The organism is Streptomyces sp. NPDC005728, assembly GCF_040630895.1.
In the GTDB taxonomy this organism is placed as follows: Bacteria; Actinomycetota; Actinomycetes; order Streptomycetales; family Streptomycetaceae; genus Streptomyces.
The window spans coordinates 170522-191359 of the sequence record NZ_JBEXYL010000007.1; the positions used below are offsets into that span (position 1 = coordinate 170522).

A 20838-nucleotide genomic window follows, 5' to 3' on the forward strand; every position below is an offset into this window, starting at 1 on the left:
ACCTCGAAGGAGAGGGGGCGGGCAGGTTGAGGCAATGCCTCATACAGTGCGACGGCGCAGCACCTGGCCCAGCTCGCTTACTCCCAGAGGCGTACGGTATCGCCACAAAAAAGTACCAAATGCAGACATTCCTACAGTCAGGCTGAGGACGAGTCCTGACGGAGTGTCACCCAACAGGATGCGCACTCCTGCCGGCACCACCGAAACAGCCACCGCGATACCGAGAGCACGTGTGTAACCGGCGGCCACGGTCGTGAAGCCGAGGCGGAGCCGGACCAGCAGGGCGGCCGAGAGGTTTTCCACGATGACGGCCGCACCCCAGGAAACGGCCGCGCCCAAGATGCCCCACCGGGGCACGGCGAGCACGCCCACGGTGAGCTGCACCGCGAACGCCAGGGCGGTGCAGGCCAGGTGCCAGGAGCTCTTGCCGGCCATGAGAAGCACGGTCTGCGCGTTGCCGACCGCGACATTGACGACGGCGGCGGCACACAGCACGACCAGGGAGGGCGCCCCCTGGGTGAAATCCGGTCCGAAGACGGCAAGGACAGTGCGAGGGAAGCCGGCGATGAGTACGAACACCGGCCAGGAGAAGAGGACGATCCAGCAGGTCGAGATGCGATGCAAGTGGTGGGCTTCGGCGACCTCGTTGACCGCGAGGAGACGGCTGAGCTGGGGGGAGACGGCCAGGCGGACGGCGAGCTGGATGAGTGTGCCCGCGGTGACGATGCGGCCGATGGCCGTGTAGATGCCTGCCTCGGCGTCGGTGGCCAGCGCCGACAGCAGGATGACCCCGACCCAGACCGCGCTGATGTCGAAGACGGCGGAGATCGCGCGGGGTGCGGAGAAGACCCAGAAGGCCCGCCAGGAAATGGACGCTCGGCCCGCAGGGGGCGCCGCGGCGTGTCGGGCGCGGCAGCGGCGCAGGCCCAGCCATGCGGCGGCGAGGCCGGCCGGCGCAGGCAGCAGCCAGGCCGCAGCCAGCGACAGCATCCCGGAAGCCCAGAACGCCATGGGCACGGCGATCAGCACGCGGAGCACGGGCTTGCCGATCTGCTCCACGAAGACCAACGGCACCACGGTGCTGTATCCCTGGGTGGCGGCGAGCAGGACCAGGCTGACGGTGGCGGCCGGCAGGCACAGGGCGAAGAGCCGGATCAGGGCGACCGCGTCGGCGGGGGACAGGTCGGGCAGGAGTGTTGTGGCCACCGAGGGGCACAGCAGCAGGGCCGCGGCAGCGGCGGTGGCGGCCACCACCGCGGGTAGCACGGCCATGCGCAGCAGCGAGCCCACCGAGCGGCCACCGTTGAGTGCAAGATCCCCGGGGATGTAGCGGACGAGTCCGGTGTCGCCGCCGAGCTTGCAGACATTGCTGAGGATGGTGAACACGGCAACGCCCGTGAAGATCGCTCCGGCACCGCGGGCCCCGACCGCTCGGGTGATCAGGCCGACCAGGAGGAAGGCGAACACGGCGCTCGTGGCGGAACCCACCGCACCCCACAAACCGCCCCGTGCGGCGGCAGCGACTGTGCTGCGGGCGGTGGCCCTGGCAGGGTTGGAAACGGTCGCCTGGGGCCGCGTCATCTGCTGGAGACCGTGAGCGTGTCGTGCTGCCCGGCAGGCTCTGCGACCGGCATGACGCTCTCCGCCTGGGAACGGGGCTTCACCAGACGGAGCACAGCGCCGGACACACCTCGCCGCGCCCGCCCGGTGTCGACGACGGCGCCCAGCAGGCGTGCGCCGGAGCAACTGATGAGCTCGCTCACCTGCCTGAGGTCCTCTCGCCGGGTGTTGAGTCTGGCCACCACCAGAACGCCGCCGGAGTGCTGGGTCAACGCCAGCGCAGTCGCGTGCTCCAGCAGGGGCCGGGCTGCGATGACCGCGACGGGCGAGTCACCGCCGGACGCCGTCTGGTCCATCGCCCGGGACACGTCGGCCTGAAGGAAGCGGCCGGTCCTGCCGCTGGAGCAGAGGGCGAACCGCCCTGCCGAGCCCGCGTCGACGAGGACGCCGGCACCGGGCAGCGACGTCGCACTTCCGGTGGGCTCTGCCTCCGCGACGAGCGGCAGGTGTGCCGCAAGGCCGGCCGTCTCGGGGTCGGCGTCCACGAGGACCACCTCGGTTCCCCCCTCCGCGAGGGCCGCAGTGAGGTTGGCGGCGACCGCACCGGCGGCGTCGTCATGCCGCGGGGCTGCCACGAGGAGGCAGCCGGTACGCCCCGGGAACGCGGTGTGCTCCAGGCGGCCGGCCAGGGACCGACAGGCCTGAGCTCGGGCACCGTCCGTGCGGCCGACTGTCAGCAGGGAGTCGCCTGCGCGGTCGTCGCGGGGCAGGAAGCCCAGTACGGGTGCACGCAGGGCAGCCTGGATCTCGCGGGCTGACCGTACCCGGCCGTCGAGGGCCGAGCACAGCCAGGCCAGCAGGATGCCCAGGACGGCACCGCCGGCCAGTCCGAGGACGAGCAGGATGCGCCATCCGAGGCTCGCGGGCAGGGAGAGTGTTGTGCCCTTGCGGACGACGTCACCACCGTTGGTGTCGCGGGAGCTGATCTCGGACACGCGTTTCTGCAGGCTGCGAATCTCACTCTGTACCGGGGAGTCCTCGGTGTCGTCGTCCGAATCCTTGTCCTTCTTCGCCCGCCGCGTCAGCGCGGTGATCTGCTTTTCCATGCCGTCGACGGCTCGCTGCACTGCGGCGTCGTTGCGGCTCTTGCGGTCGACGAGATAGGCCTCGGCCAAGGCGCTGGCGCCGCGCGCGGCACGCCTGGGAGTGCGGGCGGTGAATTCGAAGCGGAGCACCTGGGACTTCGCCAGGTTGGTGACCCGGAGATGGCGCTGGAGTGCCTCGGCCCGGCTTTCAGGCTGTCCCAGGGCGTGCGCTGCACGGACGGCGACGGCCGTGCCCGCGGCGATCTGCTGCTCGGTACTCATGCTGATCTGGTTGTCGGCGGGCACGCTGACCGTACCGAAGGGGTCGGAGCTGGCGCGGACAAGAACGTCACTGGTGGAGCTGTAGGTGTGGGCGCCGTACACTGCCACGGCCAGCCCGCCGAGCAGCCCCAGGACGGTTCCCAGCACCATCACCACGCGGTAGCGAAGGAGCAGGCGCAGTTGCTCACGGAGCTGGTCCCGTTCGTCGAATCGGTCGTCGAAGGGGAGGGAACTGGTCACAGGTGGCCTCCTGCGTGCGGAAGTGATGCATGTGGGATGGGGGCGCACGGCAGCGCCTGTGCGGCGAGTTGGGACACTCGGCGCGTCGACGTGGTGATGAGCAGCGGGATCGTCACCATCAGTAGCAGCGGACCCGCGATGCCGAGCAGGCTGCCGCGCAGAAAGATCAGCTGGTAGAAGGCGAAGGCCGGTACGAGGAGAACCGCCAGGGTGTCCGGCCGGTCGAGGAGGCGCTCCCGCAGCTCGTCCATGCGGCGTCCTGCCGCGCCGAGCAGGCAGAACACGAGGGCCACGGCAGCCGGGCCGCCCCACAGATAACTCTCGATCCACAAGGGCGCCGACAGGTTGAGGAGGTCATAACCCGCGTACCGGCCGAGAGCGATGCCGGTGTCCTCGGGTTTGTCCGGCCACACCGATCGCGGCACCATGAAAAGGAGCGGGCCGAGGGCGGTCCGGGGGGATACTCCCTTTTCCCGCGCGTAGTCGAGGCCGGTCTGCACCTGTTGGAAGGCGTCGTAGTCGCCCTTGGCGGTGAACTGCTCGGCCAGCGAGACAACGTGGACTGCCTGCCGGTCGTCGTAGCGGAAGTAGTCGCTGTAGGGAAAGACGACGAGCACCATGGCGAGAACGGCGCCCACGATCGCGCGGGAGGCGCGGGGTCGGCACAGCCGGGGCACGGTGAACAGCAATGTCAGCAGCACCGTGCCGGCCCAGAACCTCGGCCTGCTGACGGGGTTGTTGACAACGATGTTCAGTGCGACAAGCAGGGGCAGCAGCAGACGGCTGACGTAGCGCAGCAAGCGGTCACCGCCCGGTAGGCGCGGCAGACGCAGCAAGCTCAGCAGCGCCCAGAAGGCAGGCACGGACAATGACCAGCTGAGCAACGGGCCCAGGAAGGCGTCCGACGAACCGTCCGGGGCAGCGGTGATTCCCTGAACAGCCTGACGGCTGGTGAAGTACGCGGCGACTCCGCCTGGCTGGCCGGGAAGCAGCAGCGCTCCGAGTGCCAGGGCGAGACCGCACAGCAGCAGGACGCGCCAGGGCGCCAGGCGACGAGCGAGCAGCCGTTCCACCGCGCTCGGCCGGAAGGCGGCCGGGCGCGCGGCACTTGCCTGTTCACGTCGGGCGGCGACGGCGGTTCCGGCGCTGTACGCAAGCAGTCCGAGTTCGACGACCGCCACGGCCGCGAAGGAGGTTTCCTCACTGGCCCGGTAGGGCCAGGGATAGGTGTCCGAGGAGAGCATCGTCACGGGTGCCAGCCCGAACCAGACGTAGGAGAACATCCAGAAGCCGAGACCGACGAGCCGGACCTTGGGCGCGGTGAGCGCGCGGGCGAGAGCACCACCGGTGTGTGCCACGACAACGCCCTGCAGGAAAAAGGCCGTCGGCACCTGCCCGCTGTGCGGCCGCAGGACCAGCCCGGGCAGCAGGGCGATCAGTACCACGGCCCAGATGCAGAGCGCGGGAACACTGCGGACGCGCACATCCCGCATCGGAACCTCTGGAGTCAACGGGCGCTTCGGCGGAAACCTCACTGACAGATATATAGCGACCTTGTCCGGCATATCGGATCAGCCACGCGCGCCAATACGGGGCGAATAGGGCAAAAGTATCTATTCTGTGCGCACGGAAGTCCGGTGAGGGTGCGGCCGACCGTACCCCAAGTCCCCGCTTCGCCAGAGGAGTTGTCCATGAACAAGCAGGTCGACGCCGTCGTTGCCGGTGGCGGGGGATTCATCGGCGGGCACCTCGTGGGCGCCCTTCTGGCCCAGGGGCTGACGGTCCGCTGCATCGACATCAAGCCCCTGCGCGAGTGGTACCAGGTCCACGGGGACGCCGAGAACGTGATCGCGGACCTCTCGCTCCTGGACGGCGCACGCAGTGGCGTCCAGGGGGCCCGGCACGTGTACATGCTGGCCGCGGACATGGGCGGCATGGGCTTCATCGAGAACAACAAGGCCGCGTGCATGATGTCGGTGCTCACCAGTACCCACATGCTGCGGGCTGCACACGAGGCCGGCGCCGAGCGCTACTTCTACTCCTCCTCCGCCTGCGTCTACGCCGCCGGTAAGCAGACGGACCCGAACGTCACCGCGCTGAAGGAGGAGGACGCCTACCCGGCGCAGCCGGAGGACGGCTACGGCTGGGAGAAGCTCTTCTCGGAGCGCATGTGCCGGCACTACGCGGAGGACTACGGGTTCACCACCCGCGTCGCCCGCTACCACAACGTCTACGGCCCGCACGGCACATGGGCCGGCGGCCGCGAGAAGGCACCGGCCGCGGTGTGCCGCAAGGTGGCCGAGGCGGTGCTCTGCGGTGACCACCGGATCGAGATCTGGGGCGACGGACAGCAGACCCGCTCGTTCATGTACATCGACGACTGCCTGCACGGCACCCAGATGATCACGCGCGGTGACAGCGGTGAACCGGTCAACCTGGGCTCCTCGGAGCTGGTGACGATCAATCAGCTCGTCGACCTCGTGGAGGAGATCGCGGGCATCCGCTGCGAACGCAGCTACAGGAGAGATGCTCCACAGGGCGTACGCGGCCGCAACTCCGACAACACCCTGATCCGCGATATCCACGGCTGGGAGCCCTCGATCTCCCTGGCGAGCGGCCTGGAGCGGACCTATGCCTGGGTCTACGACCAGGTGAAGCGCTCGCAGGGCTGAGCCGACGGTGCGAGGACGCGACCAACCGATGAGGATCTTCGTTCACGACTACAGCGGTCACCCCTTCCAGGCCCAGCTCAGCCGGGAACTGGCGCGCCGCGGGCACGCGGTGGTCCACTCGACCTGCGCGGCCTATCTCAGCGGCAAGGGCGACCTTGTGGCGGACGTCGCCGGCCTGCGCTTCGCCACCATCGGAGAGCGCACGGTTCTGAGGAAGCAGGCCTATGCGCACCGGCTTTTCCAGGAGACCCGTCTGGGCATCGAGCTGGCCCGGCAGGTCGGACGTGCCAGACCCGATGTGGCGCTGCTGTCCAACCTGCCGATCCCGGTCCTCGCGGTGACCGCGGCGGTCCTGAAGCGACTGCGTATTCCTTGGGTGCTGTGGCACCAGGACATCACCGCCGTCGCGCTCAAGAGCTTCGCCGCGGCCGATGTCGCGGGCACGATGGGTATCGCGGCGAGGGTGTTCGGTGCCGGCGAGAAGTGGGCGGCACGGCAGGCCACGGCGGTCGTGGTGATCGCCGACTCCTTCGTGCAGGTCCACCGGCAGTGGGGCACCGCCGACAAGGTCACCGTGATTCCCAACTGGGCGCCACTGGACGAGATCGTTCCCGTGACCAGGGCCAACGCATGGTCGGACGAGCAGCGGCTGAGCGACGTGAAGACCCTGCTCTACGCCGGCACGCTGGGCCTGAAGCACAACCCCGCCCTGTTGGTACAGCTGGCGGAGCGCCTGCGCGGCCGGGGCGAGCGGGTGCGTCTCGTCGTCGTCAACGAAGGCCCGGCCGTGCCCGTCCTCAAGGAGGCCGCCGCCGCCCGCGGGATCGAGCTGACGCTGCTGCCCTTCCAGCCGTACCGGCGGCTGCCCGAGGTCCTGGGCACCGGCGACGTACTGGTCGTCCTGCTCGAAGGGCACGCCGGGATGTTCTCGGTCCCGTCGAAGACGCTGTCGTACCTGTGTGCCGGGCGTCCGGTGCTCGGACTGATGCCCGCCGACAACCTGGCCGCCCAGCTGTTGCGGCAGGCCGGCTCGGCGGTCTTCCCGCCGGACGAGTCCTCGCTGGAGGACGCCGCCGCCTGGGTACGGGACGTCCTGTCCGACCCGGAACACGCCGCGTCGCTGGGCAAGCAGAGCCGCGTCCTGGCCGAGCGGGAGTTCGCCCTGGAGGGCTCCGCCTCCCGTTTCGAGGACATCCTCAGGTCGGTGACCGGCACCTGAGCCGGCAGGGCCGTTCCCGCCGGCGGACGATCTCCCCACGGGACACCGTCCGCCGGCGACGCCCTCACCTCTGCAGGGCGATGCCCCTGTTGAGAGGGACCGCCGGGGCCGGTTCCTCTGCCGAGACCTATCCCTCCACCGGGAGCGATCCCCGGTAGATCCCCTCCAGGCGGTCCACCACCGCGCGGATGGAGAAGACCTCCTCGATCGCCCGGTATCCGGCCTCGGTCAGCCGGCGGCGCAGCGTTTCGTCGCCGAGGAGCTGGATCACCGCCGTGGCCAGGGCCTGCGGGCTGCCGTCGGTGACCATCGCGGCTTGTCTGCGGGTCAGTTCCTCCGCGATGCCGCAGCTCTCCGTGCACACGACGGGTGTTCCTTCGGCCAGTGCTTCCAGAACGGTCATGCCGAACGGCTCGTTCACGCTGGGCAGGACGTAGACGGTGGCCCTGCGGTAGGCCTCCAGCGCCGCAGAGTGGTCCAGTGCACCGCCGTAGCGGACGACGTCGTCCAGCCCGCGGTCGGTGATGAGCTGATTCACCTGCTGCAGCGACCCCTCGTCGGTTCCGTAGAGGGTGAACCGCGCCTCGGGGATCTCCTTGTGGACCAGGGCAGCCATCTCGACGAACTTGTCCGGGCGTTTGCGCGGGTGGAGCCGGGCGAGGAAGAGCACCTGGTGGCCGTCGCGCGGTCGCTCGTCGGCCCCCTGGCGGGGCGCGGGCATACCGTTGCCCAGCCTCAGCAGCGGTGGCGCCTTCGGCCCGAGCACCGTGGTCAGGGCCCGCTGCTCCTCCTCGATGAGCGCGAGGCAGCAACGTGCTCGCCGGACCAAGGGGACGTAGACGCGGTCGAAGAGGCGCGCGGCGACACTCGTCCGCGGCTCGACCATGCCGTGTGTCTGGACGACGAAGCCGGTGCGCCGCAGCCGGGCGACGGCGAGCGCGGCCAAGGACACGAGGTCCCTTCCCGTGTGCAGGTGCACCATCTCGGCGCGCCCCATGGCATGCCAGAGGTCCCACAGCAGCAACGGGTGCATGAGGCCGAGATATCCCCGGCCCGGGACAACGGTCCGCGCCCGGCGGGAGACGAAGGGGACGCCGCCGATGCGTCGAGGGGCCGGCGTTCTGCCCCGCCACAATGCCACCAGCTCCACGTCGTGACCCCGTGCGGCCATCTCCTGCAGTTGGGCGACCGCCACGCTCGGCGGACCCCCGAAGGCTCCGCCCTCACTGACGAGCGTGACCACCTGGACCACTCTCATGCCCTGGCTCCTTTCGTGGATGCGGACGGGATCGATGCCGGCGTACCGCCCGGCGTCAGGACCGTGCCCGTGGCCAGGTCCCGGTGTGCCACGGCGCCGGCGCCGACCACGGCGCCCGGACCCACGGTGACGCCGCGCAGGACGACCGCCCGGGCAGCGACCCAGCTGCCCGGCTTCAGTTGGATGGGGCCGTTGTCGAACTCGAACGTGGCGGACCGACGGAGATGGCTGCCCGTGCACAGCAGCGCGCTCTGCGAGACGCAGCAGTCGCTGCCGATCGTGACGTGTTCCAGGTTGAGGATCCAGGCGGACTCGCCGATCCACACGTCGTCGCCGACGTCCAGCTTCCACGGCCAGTGCACCCGTACTCCCTGCCGGATCAGCACCCGCTGTCCGATGCGGGCGCCGAAGGCGCGCAGCAGCACCGGACGCCAGCGCGCCGGGAACCACCACTTGACGAAGACGAGGTGAAGGACGGCGAACCAGGCGGCCTGGACGAGCAGGGGCCGCCCCTTGTCGTATCCGGCACCGGTGAAGCCGCGCAGGGACCATGTCGCTGCCATGACGCTGTACCTTTCAGTAGGCGCCCTGGCCGTCCAGTACCGCTCGCACGGTGCGTGCCATCACATTGACGTCCCCGGCCAGGGACCAGTTGTCGATGTACCGCAGGTCGAGCGCGACGGTCTCGTTCCAGGAGAGATCCGCTCGTCCGCTCACCTGCCACAGTCCCGTCAGCCCCGGTTTGACGGTGAGCCGGCGCCGTTCCACCGGGTTGTACTTGACGACCTCTTCGGGCAGCGGGGGGCGCGGCCCGACCAGCGACATGTGGCCGAGCAGGACGTTGAACAGCTGGGGCAGCTCGTCGAGCGAGTAGCGGCGCAGGAAGCGTCCGACCGGGGTGATCCGTGGGTCACGACGCATCTTGAACATGTGCCCGTCGCTCTCGTTCGCCTCCTCCAGCTCGTTCTTGAGACGGTCCGCATCCACCACCATGGTGCGGAACTTCCACATGGAGAAATGCGTGTGGCACCGGCCCACGCGCGTCTGTCGGTACAGGGCGGGACCCGGTGAGCCGAGCCGCACCGCCAGCGCAACGGCGAACAGCAGGGGAGAGAGCAGGACGATCAGCAGCAGGGCGCCCACCCGGTCCACGACGGCCTTGAACAGTGCCGGAATTCCGCGGCGCGCCGGCGGTGCGATGTGCAGCATCGCCAGTCCGGCGGCAGAGGTCGTCCGGAGCCGACGGCGGGCGACGTCGACGATGCCGGGCAGCACGACGAGGGGGCAGCCCCGGTCGTGCAGCGCCCAGGACAGCCGGCGCAGCCGTTCGCCCGACATATGGCGGCTCACCGCCACGAAGACCAGATCGGCGGCGAGTTCGTCGACGGCGCCGAGCACCCCCGCTGCGTCCGTCTCCGGCGGCTGAGGCGCTTCACCGGCCAGCCGTACGCACACGGCGACACCCGAGGACACCGGGCACTCGCCCACCGCACAGGCGCCGACGACGACGTATCCGTGGTCAGTGCGCTGGGCGAGCTGCGCGACCACGGCGTCCACCAGCGGGCCTTCGCCGACGACCAGGACGCGACGCAGGACGCGGGCGTCCCTGCATGCGGCCCGCAGCCGGCGGCGGATCACCTTCTGACACGTCGCGGTGAGGAGCAGCGCGGGCAGCAGTGCGGTGAAGGACTCGATGGGGCCGTTGTCCACTCCCCACAGCACATGCAGTACCGCCAGGGCACCGACCAGGATCAGCCAGTCCCTCAGGACGGCCCGCAGACCGGCCGCGTCGGCCCAGGCCCCGGACGCGTAGCGCTTGCTCGCCAGCCCGATCAGTGGCCACAGCACAGCGGTGGCAGCGGCCAGGAGCAGCGCACGCTGCTCCCGGCCCTGCGTGATCGCCGCCGTCACGGGCAGCACCGCCCCGGCGAGATCCACACAGACGGAGAGCGCGCCGTACCCAGTAGTCCGCGTGCCCGCGCGGTGAAGAGTTCTGTACGGCGTGGAGAAGGGCGCCTGCCCAGACACTGCGTTGGTGGACCGCCCCATGGCTCTCCTTTGGAACCCCCAGTCGCTCTCGTCGGCCACTACTTATATCAGGCATTCTTCACAAAACAATGTCATTCGGTACGAGGGTGTGGTCAGGACATTGACGGCTCATCAGTCGAGTCGGTGCCGGTGCGGCCTTCGGTGACGTGCCATTCGAGGGACATCCCTGCCGCGCGCCAGCGAGCCCGCGAGGCGACACACGGCCGCGCGATCACCGTAAGGGAGAGGCCGATAGACCGAGGGAGGAAAGAACGATGCCGGTATTTGCCGTGCTCGCCCACGCTCAGCCCGAGCTGTTCGCCCGGCTGGTCGAGCGGCTGGCGCCGTACCCGGTGGTCGTCCACGTGGACGCCCGGTCACGAGGTGACGACTTCGCGGGGGTGCCTCGAGTCGGTTACGTCCGAGAGCGGGTCGCTGTGCGATGGGGAGGTTTCTCCGTCGTCCGCGCAACGCTCGCTCTGTACCGCACCGCGCTGGAGCTGGCGCAACCGTGCGATCACATCGTCCTGCTGTCCGGGCAGTGCTATCCCGCCCGGCCGGTGGGTGAATTCGCCGACCATCTTGCCTCGAGCCCGTTCCGGCAGCACTGCCGGACGGCACCGCTGTTCGACGGCGCGGCCTACGAGGGACGAGTTCTCAAGCGGTGGTATCTGGACGCGCTACCGATCGGGCCGGGCCCGACCTACCTTCCTCGCGCCCTGCTGCGCAGAATGATCTCGGAGCTCGCCCCTCGACGCAGGCGTTCCGTCTTCGGTGACATCGTGCCGGTGGCGGGAAGCCAGTGGACGGCGTTGACCGCCGACTGCGTCGCGGACCTGCTGGGCAAGGCCGAGGACCCCTACTGGGAGAGCCTGTTCCGTACGACGCTTGCACCCGACGAGATGTTCTTCCACACGCTTCTGTGGAACAGCGGCTGGCGCAACGAGGTGGAGGATCCCGAACTCCGGCCGAGGGGCGGGCGCGTCACCGCCGACTTCACCAACTTCCACTACCTGGACCGGCTGCTCACGGGCACGAGGACCCTCGCCGACCTCCCGGCGATCGAAGCCTCCCGGATGTTCTTCGTCCGCAAGGTCGGCTCATCGCGGTCGGCGGAGCTGCTCGACGCTCTCGACAGACGATCGTGACCTGGTTCTCACCGGGACCGAAGAGAGCTGGCGGGTGCCGGACGCGAGGCGTCCGGCACCCGGTGCACTACCGACGGGACGCGGCCCGGCCCCGCCGGTACAGGACGGTTCCGGCGGCCAGCAGCGCCCCGCTGGCGGCCACGGCCCCGATGGTGCTCTCAGCACCGGTCTCGGCCATCTCGGGAGGCGCGGGCGGGGTCGACTTCGCGGGCGGTGTCTTCGACGGGGCAGGCGTGGGCGGTGGGGTGGTCTCCTTCGTGGGCGGCTTCGTGGGGGTGGGTGTGGGCGTGGGCGTCTCCTCCTCGCCGTAGCAGTCGCAGGGCTCGTCCTCGCCGTAGCCCCCGTACCCGTAGGAAGGAGTACTCGGCTCGTCGTCGCCGTAGCCCTCGTCGGAGGAGGGGGTGCTCGGAGCCTTGGAGGCGGGAGGGGTGCTCGGCACCTTCGAAGGGGTGACGGCAGCCGGGGTCGTGCCGTCCGACGCCACCCCGCGCGCCTGCCGCGCGACCGCTCGTGCAGCCGAGGTGACGGCGGCCACGTCGGTGCGGCTCGCGAACGTGCGGTCTCCGGTCAGCGGCTGAGGCGCCGGATCCTGAACCGCATTGCCCGACAGTGCAGCGGCTGAGTCCCCCGGGGTCCCGTGCGTGCGGGAATCCGCGGACGCCCATGTGCCATACAGAGACAGGACGCTTGTCGCGGCGGCGGCCACGACCAATCCCTTGCTCAGGGTCTGTCGCACTCTCGTTGTCTTCCTCTCGGAGGGAAATGCGAAGCCGGCGAAGGTCGTTGATGCGGGTCTTGCCGATCGCCGGGTTCCGCAGGGTCGTCGCAGGCACCGTGATGCCGCACGTTCACACGTGCCACGACCTGCAGACTGTGAACGAGATATGGACGTCCGAAGAAACCGGAAAGCGTAAAATGCAAGGGAATTCACCCGATCGCCCGTCTACCCGACGGGCTCACCCGCCGTACAGCGCATCGATCCGTTCCGCGTACGCGGTCATCACCGCATGCCGCTTGACCTTCAGGGACGGGGTGAGCAGCCCGTTCTCCTCGCTGAACTCGCCCTCGACCAGCGCGAAGCCGCGGATCGACTCGGCACGTGAGACGGCCTCGTTGGCGTAGTCCACGGCCCGCTGCACATCGGCACGCATCCGCGGGTCCCGGAGGACCTCCGACATCGGCGTGTCCGGGGGCAGTCTGCGCACCGACAGCCAGTGGGCCACCGCCTCGGGGTCGAGGGTGACGAGAGCGGCGACGAAGGGGCGGTTGTCGCCGACGACGAGGCACTGGCCGATGGGCGGGCGGCTGCGCAGGCGGTCCTCGAGGACGGCCGGGGAGACGTTCTTGCCGCCGGAGGTGATGAGGATGTCCTTCTTGCGGCCGGTGATGGTGAGATAGCCGTCGCCGTCGAGGGAGCCGAGGTCGCCGGTGGCGAACCACCCGTCGGTGAGCACAGCGTCCGTGGCCGCGGGGTTGTTCCGGTACGCCCCGAAGACCACCCCGCCCTTGACGAGGACTTCTCCGTCGTCGGCGATACGGACCGCGGTGCCGGGGACCGGCAGGCCGACCGTGCCGGGACGCGGCTTCAGCGGCGGCACGATGGTGGCGGCGGCGGTGGTCTCGGTGAGGCCGAAGCCCTCGTAGACGATGATGCCGGCCGCGTAGAAGAAGAGGTTGAGGTTGCGGTCGAGCGGCGAGCCCCCGCTGATGGCGTAGCGCATCCGGCCGCCGAGTTCCTTGCGGATGCGCCGGTAGACCAGCAGGTCGTACAGCGCCCACGCGGCGTACAGGCCGATCCCCGGGCCCTTGCCCGTGCCGAGGAACTTGTTCAGGTACGCCTCCCCGAAGCGCACGCCGATGCGGTCCGCGCGGTCGAAGGACGCACCCCGGCCGATCTTCTCGGCGGTGGCGCGCCCGGTGTCGTGGATCTTCTCGAAGAGGTACGGCACTCCGACCAGGAAGGTGGGCCGGAACTCCTTGAGCATCGGGCGCAGTTCGTCCGGCTTGATGCTCGGGCAGTGGCCCAGCTCGATCCGGGCCAGCAGACAGGCGATCTGCAGGGTGCGGCCCAGGATGTGCGCGAGCGGCAGGAAGAGAAGGGTGGAGGCGACCTGTCCGGTGACCTCCTCGAAGATCGGGTGGAGCAGCTCGACGGTGTTGGCGGCCTCGGCGTGCAGGTTGGCGTGGGTGAGAACGCAGCCCTTGGGCCGTCCGGTGGTGCCGGACGTGTAGCAGATCGTGGCCACCGCGTCGGGCGTCAGGGCCGTACGGCGCTTGGTGACCTCCTCGTCGGGGATGTCCCGGCCCAGGGCGACGAGTTCGGTCAGCGCCTGCGCGTCGAGCCGCCAGATGCGTGGGGGTTCGGGGTGGCCGGCCGTGCCGGTGACGACCGTCCCGGCGTTCTCGGCGGTCTCGGTGACGACGAAGCGGGCACCGGAGTCGCGGACGATCCACTCCACCTGCTCGGCGGAGGAGGTCGCGTAGACCGGGACGGTCTGGCCGCCGGCGGCCCAGATCGCGAAGTCCAGAACCGTCCACTCGTAACGGGTGCGGGACATCACGGCGACGCGGCCTCCGGGTTCGAGGCCGGCGGCGATCAGCCCCTTGGCGGTGGCAGCGACCTCGCGGGCGAAGGCCGCGGCGGTCACCGGGTGCCAGGCGCCGTTCTCCCGGCGGCGCAGGACCACGGCGCCGGGGGCCTTTTCCGCGTTGGTGAACGGGATGTCCGCGGTGCTGCCCCCGGTGCTGCGGGGCGCCAGGGGAGCCGTGCGGACCTCGTGCACCGTGCCGGTCTCGTCCCTGACCAGCTCGACCCGCGTACGCGCCGCCAAGTCGGCGTGCTGCCGCGCCCGTTTCAGATCCCTGCGTACGCCCATGACGGCTCCCGGTCGCGGCTCGGCTGACGTGCTGCGGCGTCTGCAACGTCAACTTACTCGCGCGTAGGAGTTGGTCAATGGGGCCGGCATACGGAATCACAAGGGGCGTTGCCCCGAATGGGCGGGCGGTTCACCGAATCCCCGGGATGGCTCTGACGGGTCGTCTGACCAGGGGGGATCCGGTGTTTCTGAGAGTCGGTCGGGTAGGCGGCGCGCTTGATCGGTTGCAGATGATGGTGGGTGATTTCACGGTGGGCACAAGATCTGACACACCTTTGAAAGGAACCACCATGGGTGGTCTGCCCGTCCGGCGTATCGCGTCCACCGCGCTCTGCGCCGCTCTCCTGGCCGGCATCACCGGCCCGGCCGCGGTCGCGGCCGACTCCACGCGGGAGCGCGTCCGTGCGGCGTCCCAGGCGCCCGTCCCCGGCGCGGACGCGCTTCTCGCACAGGTCACGGTCCTCGCCAACCTCGGGATCGTGCTCACCCCGGTCACCGACCTGCTCAACGCGGTGCTCAAGGCCGACAACGGCCAGCTCCCCACGGACCAGGCGACCGCGCTCGTCCAGGCCGCCAAGGACGCCATCGCCAAGGTGACGTCGGCAGTGCCGGCCACCCCGACGGCCACACCCACGGCCACACCCACGGCCACACCCACGGCCACACCCACGGCCACACCCACGGCCTCGGGCCCGCTGTCCCTGTTCGACAAGACCGGCAGCGACGCCAAGGCACCGGGCGCCAAGGAGCGGGCCGACCTCGCGGCCGACGCGCTCGCCGCGCTCACCAAGGCGCTGGACGCCCTTCTGAAGGCCGTCACCTCCGGCGACGCCACCCAGGTCGTCCCGGCGCTCACCGCAGTGCTGACGGGTCTCGTCAACTACCTCGCCGTCCTGCTGCTCGGCGCCGGCCTGCCCGTACCCAACCTGCCCGGGTTGCCGACCCTCCCCTCGCTGCCTGGCCTGCCCCTCCCGGTGCCCTCGCTGCCGGTGCCCTCGTTGCCCGTGCCCACCCCGACACTGCCGAACTCGTGACGGACCGGCCGGACCTTCCGGCCCGGCCGCGCGTCTGATGGCGGCGGCGCCGGCGACCCGGGCGGCAGGCGGCGGCCGTGGCCTCGCGCTGCTCCTGGTGCTCACGGGCGCGGCCGGGCTGCTGGCCTCCTGGGTCATCACCCTCGACAAGTTCAAACTGCTCGAGAACCCGAACTTCACGCCGGGGTGCAGCCTGAACCCGGTGGTGTCCTGCGGCAGCGTCATGAAGAGCGCGCAGGCCTCGGCCTTCGGGTTCCCCAACCCGATGCTCGGTCTGGTGGCCTACGGCGTCGTGATCTGCGTCGGCATGAGCCTGCTGGCCGGTGCCGCCTTCCCCCGCTGGTACTGGCTGACCTTCGACGCGGGCTGTCTGTTCGGGGTCGGGTTCGTGTCGTGGCTGCAGTTCGAGTCGCTGTACCGGATCAACGCGCTGTGCCTGTGGTGCTGTCTGGCGTGGGTCGCCACGATCCTCATGTTCTGGTACGTGACGTCGTTCGCCGTACGACACCGGTTCCTGCCCGCACCGGCCCCGCTGCGGGCGTTCCTCGCCGAGTTCACCTGGGTGCTGCCACTGCTGCACATCGGAATCGTCGGCATGCTGGTTCTGACCCGCTGGTGGGACTTCTGGACCGGCTGACCTGCGGCACCGGGCGCGGTCCGTTCCGCCGACGGCTCCGGCGCTGCCGTCACCGGTCCGGCCGCACGTCGGTGACCGGGAGGGCCGTCCGTCGGTTACCGCTTCGGACAACCGAACCGGACGAGGAGTGAACGATGGTCCTAGGCGTCGGCGGAGTGCCGGTGGGCGGGCAGCGCGGCACGCCGGTCGCGGGCGGAGCGCGGTCCCCGGGCAGAACACGGCGGGACATGGCGCGCAGGCTGCTCGCCTCGGCCGCCGCCGTGGCGCTCGCCCCGGTGGCCGCGGCCTGCGGGCGACCCCCGCGTACCCCGGACGACGGCCGGCAGGCCGACGATTTCGACGAGACGTACCACGGCCGCCGCATCCGCGGCGTCGAGGTCGGCACCGCACGGCGGGCCGTCGGCGGCCGGTGGGAGGTCACGATCGACGGCCGGCCGCTGCACCTGATGCGCCGCGCCGACGGCAGCTGGCTGAGCATGGTCGACCACTACCGCTCGTACCCGACCCCGCTCGCCGCGGCCCGCGGGGCGGTCGACGAGCTGAATCCCGGAGAACAGCTGCGTGATCTGGCACCGGGACCGATGAGCGGGGGGCCGACGCACGGGGGTGGCGAGCATGGCGTACACGCGTAAGAACGTCAGCAGGCTGACCCGCACCGAGCGGCAACGGTTCGTGAGCGCCCTGCTGGAGGTCAAGCGGCGCGGCGAGTACGACGAGTTCGTACGGATGCACATCGCGCACTACAAGCCCGACGGCGAGAAAGGGCTGCGCACCGCCCACATGGCGCCCTCTTTTCTGCCCTGGCACCGCAAGTTGCTGCTGGAGCTGGAGCGGGCGCTGCGCCGGGTGGACGCGTCGGTGACGGTGCCGTACTGGGACTGGACCCGCGACCGCACGGCCACCTCCCTGCCCTGGACCGACGACCTGCTCGGCGGCAACGGCCGGCGCTCGGACCGGCAGGTGATGAACGGCCCGTTCGCCTTCCGGGCGGGCCACTGGAGAATCACCGAGGGCGTGACCAGCGGGGAGTACCTGACCCGCGACCTCGGCCGCGCCCGCAACCCGCTCCAGCTGCCGACCGGCCGTGAGCTGGAGTCGGCCCTGGCCGACCCGGTCTACGACACGGCGCCCTGGGACTCGACGGTGGCCAAGGGGTTCCGCAACACCCTGGAGGGGTGGGGGGTGGGCCGGGGAAGCGTCTCCTGGCGCAATCACAACCGGGTGCACCGCTGGGTCGGCGGAGTGATGCTCGGCGGCGCCGCCGTCAACGACCCCGTCTTCTGGCTGCACCACGCCTTCGTCGACCTGCAGTGGACCCGCTGGCGCCAGCGGCATCGCGACCACCGCTACCTCCCGGCCGCGCCGCCCGGTGCGCGCGATGCCCAGCACCACCGGATCGTGGCCCGGCACGAGCGGCTGCCGCCGTGGGACGAGACCCCGGACCAACTGGAGGACCTGAGCGGGATCTACCGCTACGAGTGAGGCCGGTTCGCGGGAGACACGGTGCGGGAAGAGCCCCGGTGATCGAGTGCCGGGCTCCTCCGCACGCCCGGTGTGCGGACGACCCGTGCCGAACAGGGCGTCGGGGTGGCCGACTTGACCGCCCGGACCGGACGGTACGGTCCCCTCGGCGCCACCACGAACCACACTCACCGGGGAGACAACCGACATGCGACTGCGCTGTGCCGTGCTCGACGACTTCCAGAACGTCGCGCTCTCGTCCGCCGACTGGTCGGCCGTCCAGGACCGCGTCGAGGTCGTGAGCCTGCGCGAGCACATCGCCGACGAGAACGAACTCGCAGGTGTACTGGCCGACTTCGACATCGTCGTCACCCTGCGCGAACGCGTTCCGTTCCCGGCATCCCTGCTCGACCGCCTGCCCCGCCTGAAGCTGCTCGTCGCCTCCGGCATGCGCAACTCCGCGCTCGACCACGCCGCCGCCGACCGCAACGGAGTGACGGTGTGCGGGACGGCCAGCTCCTCCACCCCGCCCCTCGAACTGACCTGGGCGCTCCTGCTGGGCCTCGCCCGCAACCTGGTGACCGAGAACGGTGCGCTGCGCACGGGCGGCCCCTGGCAGTCCACCGTCGGTGCCGACCTGCACGGTCGCCGCCTCGGCCTGCTCGGTCTCGGCAACATCGGCAGCCGGGTCGCCCAAGTCGGCCTCGCCTTCGGGATGCAGGTCGGCGCCTGGAGCCAGAACCTCACCAAGGAGCGTGCCGACGAGGTCGGCGTCGAACTGGCCGCCTCCAAGGAGGAACTCCTGGAGACCAGCGACTTCGTCTCCCTCCACCTCAAGCTCGGCGACCGCACCCGCGGGCTGCTCGGCGCGGCCGAACTCGCCCTGCTCAAACCGACGGCCTATCTGATCAACACCTCACGCGCGGGCCTCGTCGACCAGGACGCGTTGCTCGCGGCCCTGCACGAGGGGCGGATCGCCGGCGCCGGCGTGGACGTCTTCGACGTCGAACCGCTGCCCGCGGACCACCCCATGCGCACCGCTCCGCGCCTGCTCGCCACCCCGCACCTGGGCTATGTGTCGCAGGCCAACTACGCGACGTACTACGGCCAGGCCGTGGAGGACATCCAGGCATTCCTGGCAGGTTCCCCGGTACGCCGGCTCGGCTGATCCCGGCGGCCGATCGCTTCACCGTTCGATACGCCACACGTTCCGCTGAAAGTCGGCGACACGGCCGCAACTGTCCGCGCGCACGGCATCCCTTGATCGATTCTGTGCCTTCTGCGAACGGAGACGCCCCGTGCGAATTTCTGACATCCAGCGCTGCGAGGTGCGGCCCGGACGGCTTGTCGAGTGGACGTTCAGCCCGGCGACCGTCGCGGCGGCGGCCACGCGTCCGACGGACTCACGGCCGCCGGCGTACAACCAGGAGTCGCACATCAGAACGGCGCGGTCGGTGCGCGAGGACGGCCTGTTCGTGCCGACCTGGTTGGGCACCGCCTTCGACCTGCCGGGCCGGGCCGACCTCGACGCGCTGGAGGAGGCGCTGCGCGGCTGGACGCTGCGGCACGAGACGCTGCGCAGCGGCTTCCGGTGGGCCGGCGACGAGATGCACCGGTTCACGCTCGACGAGCACGACGTGGCGCTGCGCCGCGAGGTGGTCGGCGACTTCGCCGACGCGGGCACGCTGGTCCGGCACCTGCAGGACCGATTCGACGTGGCGGCGGACGCACTGGGCTGGCCGAACCTCATCTACGCCGCAGTGGTCCGCGACGACTCCACCAGCGTGTACCTGGCTTTCGACCACACCAACGTCGATGCCTACTCCCTGCATCGCATCCCGGACGAGATCCATGAGCTGTACACGGCGCAGCTCGCCGGCCGCACCGTGTCCGTGACGCCGGTCGGCAGCTATGTCGACTTCTGCGAATTGGAACGGGCGAACGCGGACGGGATCGACGACTCGCACGCGATCGTCGCCCGCTGGCGGGAGTTCATCGGCCGCTGCGACGGCAAGCTGCCGAACTTCCCCGTCGATCTCGGTCTGGCTCCCGAGGGCGGGCTGCCCGTGCAGAAGCTCATGCGCGAGTGGCTCGTGGACGCGGACGCCGCCGTCGCTTTCGAGGCGTACTGCAGGCGCTACGGCGGCAGTCTTGTGGGAGTCCTGGCCGCGACCAGCATGATCGTCCACGAGATCGGCGGGCAGCCGGTCTACCGCACGGTCGTGCCGTTCCACACCCGGCTGAAGTCCACCTGGTCGGACTCCGTGGGCTGGTACGTCGGCGGCGCGCCGATCGAGGTGCCGGCGGCGCGGGACTTCGACGAGGCACTCACCACGGTGCGCGCCGAACTGCAGGCCAACCGCCCGCTCGCGCGAATGCCGTTGGCCCGGGTGCTGCGCCTGCTCGGCGCGGACTTCCGGCCGACCTCGCCCGACCTGTACTCGATCGTCTCGTACGTCGACGCCCGCGTCGTCCCCGGCTCCGAACGATGGACCGAGCGGAAGGCGTACGGGCTGCTCCGGGTGTCGTACGGGGACCAGGTGTGCGCCTGGTTCAACCGCCTGCACGAGGGTCTGTGGTTCGGCTGCCGCTACCCGGACACCGACGCGGCGTACAAGAACATGCAGCGGTACGTCGAGGCGATGCGGGACCTGATCCTTTCCGTGCCCGGACGTGGATAACTATCCCTATTTTACGCTGGTGTTGGTTTACCTCATTGTGCTGATCGCTTTATCGGGGATGCTCAACACGGGCTTGCGAAAGCGTACTTGGCGATTTGTGCAGGCCATGTACCCGCCGGGACACGGATATCCACCGATGTGGAATACCTCGAATCACTACTGATAGTGTTCGTTCAGTCACGGTAGGCAATCAGCCTCGACGTACAGGCAATGAAGAACCGAGGGTTCCATGCGCAAGCTTCAGCAGGTCGTGATCGCAGCAGTGGCCGCCGGCGGTCTGTCCGCCATCGGTGCGGGCGCCGGTACCGCCTACGCGCACGGCGGCGGCGGACTGGAGGTGAACGACCTCTACCGCCCCTACCAGGAGTGCAGCCCGCAGACGGCGGCCGAAGGCAGCATCCCGATCGGCGTGCTCGGTCTCGCCCAGACCCTGCACACCACCTGCGGCCAGTTCAACAACGCATTCACTGGCTGAGGTCGGCGGCGTCACCGCGTTCGACCTTCCGCGGAGCCCTTCGGGGTCACCCCCCGAAGGGTCCCGCCCCTCGCAAAGGAAACGCATCACATGTTCAGTGGGAAGAAGATCGCGGCCATCTCGGGGCTCATCGGCGGCCTCGCCGTGACCTGTACCGGCGTCACCCAGGCGTATGCCGCAGG

The 20838-nt window shown here is 70.0% G+C and carries 19 protein-coding genes; 11 read left to right on the forward strand and 8 right to left on the reverse strand.

The window, feature by feature from the left end:
- Nucleotides 1–39 precede the first annotated feature (39 nt).
- From ABZ471_RS08020 to ABZ471_RS08030, 3 genes are read right to left on the reverse strand one after another with little or no spacing between them, the layout of a single operon-like run.
- Nucleotides 40–1581: an oligosaccharide flippase family protein gene (locus tag ABZ471_RS08020; protein WP_359063664.1), complete on the reverse strand. Its 1542-nt coding sequence runs from the start codon at nucleotides 1579–1581 to the stop codon at nucleotides 40–42.
- The gene (locus tag ABZ471_RS08025) at nucleotides 1578–3167 is read right to left on the reverse strand and encodes a hypothetical protein (protein ID WP_359063666.1); all 1590 of its coding nucleotides are present in this window, start codon (nucleotides 3165–3167) and stop codon (nucleotides 1578–1580) included. Before ABZ471_RS08025 ends, ABZ471_RS08020 begins: the two co-directional genes overlap by 4 nt.
- On the reverse strand, nucleotides 3164–4732 hold the full coding sequence (locus ABZ471_RS08030; RefSeq protein WP_359063668.1) for a hypothetical protein: 1569 nt from the start codon (nucleotides 4730–4732) through the stop codon (nucleotides 3164–3166). The genes ABZ471_RS08025 and ABZ471_RS08030 overlap by 4 nt, the downstream gene beginning before the upstream one ends.
- 126 nt (nucleotides 4733–4858) lie before the next feature.
- Between ABZ471_RS08030 and ABZ471_RS08035 the strand changes: the two genes are divergently transcribed.
- Both ABZ471_RS08035 and ABZ471_RS08040 read left to right on the forward strand, forming a co-directional pair.
- Nucleotides 4859–5839 (forward strand): NAD-dependent epimerase/dehydratase family protein, encoded by a 981-nt coding sequence (locus ABZ471_RS08035; RefSeq protein ID WP_359063670.1) that lies wholly within the window; start codon nucleotides 4859–4861, stop codon nucleotides 5837–5839.
- Nucleotides 5840–5867: 28 nt separating this feature from the next.
- Nucleotides 5868–7058 (forward strand): glycosyltransferase family 4 protein, encoded by a 1191-nt coding sequence (locus ABZ471_RS08040; protein WP_359063672.1) that lies wholly within the window; start codon nucleotides 5868–5870, stop codon nucleotides 7056–7058.
- 127 nt (nucleotides 7059–7185) lie between these two features.
- Here ABZ471_RS08040 and ABZ471_RS08045 read toward each other — a convergent pair whose 3' ends face one another.
- The 3 genes from ABZ471_RS08045 to ABZ471_RS08055 are packed head-to-tail and all read right to left on the reverse strand — an operon-like array spanning nucleotide 7186 to nucleotide 10365.
- A complete protein-coding gene (locus tag ABZ471_RS08045; protein WP_359063674.1) occupies nucleotides 7186–8316 on the reverse strand; it encodes a glycosyltransferase in 1131 nt (376 codons plus the stop codon).
- Entirely contained in the window at nucleotides 8313–8879 is a 567-nt protein-coding gene (locus tag ABZ471_RS08050; protein ID WP_359063676.1) for a putative colanic acid biosynthesis acetyltransferase, read from the reverse strand. The genes ABZ471_RS08045 and ABZ471_RS08050 overlap by 4 nt, the downstream gene beginning before the upstream one ends.
- 13 nt (nucleotides 8880–8892) lie before the next feature.
- Nucleotides 8893–10365 carry a sugar transferase gene (locus ABZ471_RS08055; RefSeq protein ID WP_359063678.1) on the reverse strand — a complete coding sequence of 491 codons (1473 nt, stop codon included), beginning with the start codon at nucleotides 10363–10365 and terminating at the stop codon, nucleotides 8893–8895.
- Between the two features lie 254 nt (nucleotides 10366–10619).
- On the opposite strand from ABZ471_RS08055, the gene ABZ471_RS08060 reads away from it, so the two are divergent.
- Nucleotides 10620–11492 carry a beta-1,6-N-acetylglucosaminyltransferase gene (locus ABZ471_RS08060; protein WP_359063680.1) on the forward strand — a complete coding sequence of 291 codons (873 nt, stop codon included), beginning with the start codon at nucleotides 10620–10622 and terminating at the stop codon, nucleotides 11490–11492.
- A gap of 67 nt (nucleotides 11493–11559) precedes the next feature.
- Here ABZ471_RS08060 and ABZ471_RS08065 read toward each other — a convergent pair whose 3' ends face one another.
- Nucleotides 11560–11931, reverse strand: coding sequence for a hypothetical protein (locus ABZ471_RS08065; RefSeq protein WP_359063683.1), 372 nt, complete (start codon nucleotides 11929–11931; stop codon nucleotides 11560–11562).
- A gap of 10 nt (nucleotides 11932–11941) precedes the next feature.
- On the opposite strand from ABZ471_RS08065, the gene ABZ471_RS08070 reads away from it, so the two are divergent.
- Nucleotides 11942–12070 carry a hypothetical protein gene (locus tag ABZ471_RS08070; protein ID WP_359063685.1) on the forward strand — a complete coding sequence of 43 codons (129 nt, stop codon included), beginning with the start codon at nucleotides 11942–11944 and terminating at the stop codon, nucleotides 12068–12070.
- A 378-nt stretch (nucleotides 12071–12448) separates the two neighbouring features.
- On the opposite strand, the gene ABZ471_RS08075 is transcribed toward ABZ471_RS08070, so the two are convergent.
- Nucleotides 12449–14368: an AMP-dependent synthetase/ligase gene (locus ABZ471_RS08075; RefSeq protein WP_359063687.1), complete on the reverse strand. Its 1920-nt coding sequence runs from the start codon at nucleotides 14366–14368 to the stop codon at nucleotides 12449–12451.
- Nucleotides 14369–14658: 290 nt separating this feature from the next.
- On the opposite strand from ABZ471_RS08075, the gene ABZ471_RS08080 reads away from it, so the two are divergent.
- From ABZ471_RS08080 to ABZ471_RS08110, 7 genes are all read left to right on the forward strand, one after another.
- Nucleotides 14659–15402 (forward strand): hypothetical protein, encoded by a 744-nt coding sequence (locus ABZ471_RS08080; RefSeq protein WP_359063689.1) that lies wholly within the window; start codon nucleotides 14659–14661, stop codon nucleotides 15400–15402.
- Nucleotides 15403–15439: 37 nt separating this feature from the next.
- Nucleotides 15440–16039, forward strand: a complete 600-nt coding sequence (locus ABZ471_RS08085; protein WP_359063691.1) for a vitamin K epoxide reductase family protein — start codon at nucleotides 15440–15442, stop codon at nucleotides 16037–16039.
- 134 nt (nucleotides 16040–16173) lie between these two features.
- The gene (locus ABZ471_RS08090) at nucleotides 16174–16671 is read left to right on the forward strand and encodes a tyrosinase cofactor (RefSeq protein WP_359063693.1); all 498 of its coding nucleotides are present in this window, start codon (nucleotides 16174–16176) and stop codon (nucleotides 16669–16671) included.
- On the forward strand, nucleotides 16655–17521 hold the full coding sequence (locus ABZ471_RS08095) for a tyrosinase family protein (protein ID WP_359063695.1): 867 nt from the start codon (nucleotides 16655–16657) through the stop codon (nucleotides 17519–17521). Before ABZ471_RS08090 ends, ABZ471_RS08095 begins: the two co-directional genes overlap by 17 nt.
- Nucleotides 17522–17708: 187 nt before the next feature.
- Nucleotides 17709–18668, forward strand: coding sequence for a D-2-hydroxyacid dehydrogenase family protein (locus tag ABZ471_RS08100; protein ID WP_359063697.1), 960 nt, complete (start codon nucleotides 17709–17711; stop codon nucleotides 18666–18668).
- A gap of 130 nt (nucleotides 18669–18798) precedes the next feature.
- Nucleotides 18799–20181, forward strand: a complete 1383-nt coding sequence (locus ABZ471_RS08105; RefSeq protein ID WP_359063699.1) for a condensation domain-containing protein — start codon at nucleotides 18799–18801, stop codon at nucleotides 20179–20181.
- A 229-nt stretch (nucleotides 20182–20410) separates the two neighbouring features.
- On the forward strand, nucleotides 20411–20656 hold the full coding sequence (locus ABZ471_RS08110; RefSeq protein ID WP_359063701.1) for a hypothetical protein: 246 nt from the start codon (nucleotides 20411–20413) through the stop codon (nucleotides 20654–20656).
- The last annotated feature ends 182 nt before the right edge of the window (nucleotides 20657–20838 follow it).

Excerpts from the sequence above, each read along its gene's own strand:
- ABZ471_RS08060 (WP_359063680.1), top strand. The coding sequence starts at position 10,620 with ATGCCGGTATTTGCCGTGCTCGCCCACGCTCAGCCCGAGCTGTTCGCC.
- ABZ471_RS08040 (WP_359063672.1), top strand. The coding sequence starts at position 5,868 with ATGAGGATCTTCGTTCACGACTACAGCGGTCACCCCTTCCAGGCCCAG.
- ABZ471_RS08055 (WP_359063678.1), bottom strand. The coding sequence starts at position 10,365 with ATGGGGCGGTCCACCAACGCAGTGTCTGGGCAGGCGCCCTTCTCCACG.
- ABZ471_RS08045 (WP_359063674.1), bottom strand. The coding sequence starts at position 8,316 with ATGAGAGTGGTCCAGGTGGTCACGCTCGTCAGTGAGGGCGGAGCCTTC.
- ABZ471_RS08020 (WP_359063664.1), bottom strand. The coding sequence starts at position 1,581 with ATGACGCGGCCCCAGGCGACCGTTTCCAACCCTGCCAGGGCCACCGCC.
- ABZ471_RS08035 (WP_359063670.1), top strand. The coding sequence starts at position 4,859 with ATGAACAAGCAGGTCGACGCCGTCGTTGCCGGTGGCGGGGGATTCATC.
- ABZ471_RS08075 (WP_359063687.1), bottom strand. The coding sequence starts at position 14,368 with ATGGGCGTACGCAGGGATCTGAAACGGGCGCGGCAGCACGCCGACTTG.
- ABZ471_RS08090 (WP_359063693.1), top strand. The coding sequence starts at position 16,174 with ATGGTCCTAGGCGTCGGCGGAGTGCCGGTGGGCGGGCAGCGCGGCACG.
- ABZ471_RS08095 (WP_359063695.1), top strand. The coding sequence starts at position 16,655 with ATGGCGTACACGCGTAAGAACGTCAGCAGGCTGACCCGCACCGAGCGG.
- ABZ471_RS08100 (WP_359063697.1), top strand. The coding sequence starts at position 17,709 with ATGCGACTGCGCTGTGCCGTGCTCGACGACTTCCAGAACGTCGCGCTC.
- ABZ471_RS08110 (WP_359063701.1), top strand. The coding sequence starts at position 20,411 with ATGCGCAAGCTTCAGCAGGTCGTGATCGCAGCAGTGGCCGCCGGCGGT.
- ABZ471_RS08050 (WP_359063676.1), bottom strand. The coding sequence starts at position 8,879 with ATGGCAGCGACATGGTCCCTGCGCGGCTTCACCGGTGCCGGATACGAC.
- ABZ471_RS08030 (WP_359063668.1), bottom strand. The coding sequence starts at position 4,732 with ATGCCGGACAAGGTCGCTATATATCTGTCAGTGAGGTTTCCGCCGAAG.
- ABZ471_RS08085 (WP_359063691.1), top strand. The coding sequence starts at position 15,440 with ATGGCGGCGGCGCCGGCGACCCGGGCGGCAGGCGGCGGCCGTGGCCTC.
- ABZ471_RS08080 (WP_359063689.1), top strand. The coding sequence starts at position 14,659 with ATGGGTGGTCTGCCCGTCCGGCGTATCGCGTCCACCGCGCTCTGCGCC.